We start from the raw sequence: 1,182 nt of genomic DNA on the forward strand, positions 1-1,182 counted from the left end.
GTGCGGTACGTGGGGCCCGCCGGGGACTCCGTCATCGCCCGGTTCCCGGAGACCCTGGTGTCGGACCGGGGGCCCGGGCACGCCGGGCGCGTACAGGCGTGGGTGGTCGGACCGGGGGCCGGGGACGACGCGGCGGCCGTCGCGGAGGTGCTGGCGACGGACGTGCCGGTGCTGCTGGACGCCGACGGGCTGCGGCTGGCCGACCCCGGGGCGGTACGGGCGCGTACGGCGCCGACCCTGCTGACCCCGCACGCCGGGGAGGCCGCCGCGCTGCTCGGCGTGGCGCGCGGGCAGGTCGAGGGGGCCCGGCTGGAGTCGGTGCGGGAACTGGCCCGGCGGTACGGGGCGACCGTGCTGCTGAAGGGGTCGACGACGCTGGTCGCGGGCCCCGGGGACCGGACCGTACGGGTGAATCCGACGGGCACGTCGTGGCTGGCCACGGCCGGCAGCGGGGACGTGCTGTCGGGGCTGGGCGGCTCGCTGCTCGCGGCGGGGCTGAGCGCGGTGGACGCGGGCAGCGTGGCGGCGTATCTGCACGGGCTGGCCGGGCGGTTCGCCTCGGACGGGGCACCGGCGGGCGCGCACGACGTGGCCGAGGCGATTCCGGGCGCCTGGCGGGACGTGCGGGACTGAGCGGGCGAGCGGAGCGGGAGGACCGGGCGGGAGCGGGCCGGAAGCGCTTTGCCGTGCCTGCGCAGTCAAGCGCCCCGATGACTGCCGGAGTCCGGCATCGCCGCCCCACGACGAGCGGCGGCAGCATGTGTACGTCCCGGTCGGGACGTCTTGACGCCTGTGTTCGTCGTGCGGAGGAAGCCCCATGGAGTGGGTCGTCGGAGTCGGTACGGTCCTGGGCCTGCTGTTCATGGCCCTGGGAGTGGCCTCGATACGTACGGGGTGGACGCTGCCGTGGGCGCGCCGCCATGTCCGGCATCCCCGGCTCTACGGAACCGGAGCACTCCTGATCGGAACGTCCTGTGTGCTCCAGGGGCTGTTCTACTTCGACGCGCTGCCGACGCCGTCCTGGGAGGCCCGCTTCTTCGGCGGGAACGGGCTCCTGCTCGGCGGACTGCTGGTGCTGGCAGCCAGTCAGCTGCTCCCCGCCCGGCGTAAGGGCTGAACGGGGGACCTCGCCGCGCGCCGCCCTCCGCCCGGCCCCGCACCACGATTCGCTGATCGCATGAT

At 75.5% G+C, this 1,182-nt stretch carries 2 protein-coding genes; both read left to right on the forward strand.

The window, feature by feature from the left end; all coding sequences use genetic code 11:
- On the forward strand, positions 1-633 hold a 633-nt coding region (locus FNH09_RS46465; protein ID WP_162470130.1), incomplete at its 5' end, for an ADP-dependent NAD(P)H-hydrate dehydratase.
- Positions 634-817: 184 nt separating this feature from the next.
- Positions 818-1,117, forward strand: a complete 300-nt coding sequence (locus FNH09_RS46470) for a hypothetical protein (protein WP_152895883.1) — start codon at positions 818-820, stop codon at positions 1,115-1,117.
- Positions 1,118-1,182 lie beyond the last annotated feature (65 nt).

The organism is Streptomyces adustus (assembly GCF_009377175.1).
GTDB classification, from domain to species: Bacteria; Actinomycetota; Actinomycetes; order Streptomycetales; family Streptomycetaceae; genus Streptomyces; species Streptomyces adustus.